General features: G+C 61.3%; 1 pseudogene. It reads left to right on the top strand.

Annotation, left to right across the window (positions count from 1 at the left end):
• Positions 1 to 12: 12 nt before the first annotated feature.
• Positions 13 to 926, top strand: a pseudogene (locus tag IB277_RS37605) (recombinase family protein); the annotation flags it as partial.

Here is a 926-nt window from a genome sequence, read left to right as displayed (position 1 = left end):
CAGGAGGAAGCCATGTCTACTGATAATGCCATGAAGATTAGCGCCGATCACCTGCGGCGCGATGCGTTTCTCTACGTCCGCCAGTCCTCCCTTCGTCAGGTGTTTGAGAACACCGAGAGCACGAAGCGGCAATATGCACTGCGGGACCGCGCGGTGGCGCTGGGTTGGCCGATTGAGCGTGTCCACGTCATCGACAACGACCTCGGCCTTTCCGGTGCACAGTCGCAGGACCGCGACGGATTTCAGCGCTTGGTGAGCGAGGTCGCGATGGGGCACGCAGGGATCGTGCTGGGGCTGGAAGTGTCTCGCCTGGCTCGCAACAATGCGGACTGGCATCGCCTTCTGGAACTGGCCGCCATGTCGCGCACGCTCATCATGGACGAAGATGGCGTTTACGACGCGGCGTCGTTCAACGATCGTATGCTGCTCGGCCTGAAGGGCACGATGAGCGAGGCCGAACTGCACATCCTGAAGTCTCGACTGCAAGGCGGCATTCTCAACAAGGCGCGTCGTGGCGAGCTCGAGTTGCCGTTGCCGATCGGACTGGTCTACACGCCTGATATGCGCGTGGTGCTCGATCCGGATCGCCAGATCCAGGACACGGTGCGCATGCTGTTTGATACCTTCCGGGAGGTGGGCACAGCCTGTGCGGTCGTGCGCCGCCTGCGCAGCGAGAAGATCCTGTTTCCCCGGCGTGTCCGTCGCGGCATCGGCAAGGGCGACGTGCTGTGGAGCGCGATCGACCATTCTCGCGTGATCCAGATTTTGCACAATCCACGATACGCTGGTGCTTTCGCATGGACGCACCCGCACGGTCTATAATGCCAAGCTTAAGTCCGTACAGCAGAAGATGCCGAGGTCCGACTGGCAGGTGCTCATCCCTCAGGCCCATGAAGGCTACATCTCGTGGGACGAGTTCGAGCGCA

It is taken from the genome of Ensifer sp. ENS07 (assembly GCF_014852185.1).
GTDB classification, from domain to species: Bacteria; Pseudomonadota; Alphaproteobacteria; order Rhizobiales; family Rhizobiaceae; genus Ensifer; species Ensifer adhaerens.
This window is presented reverse-complemented; position numbering and strand designations above follow the sequence as displayed.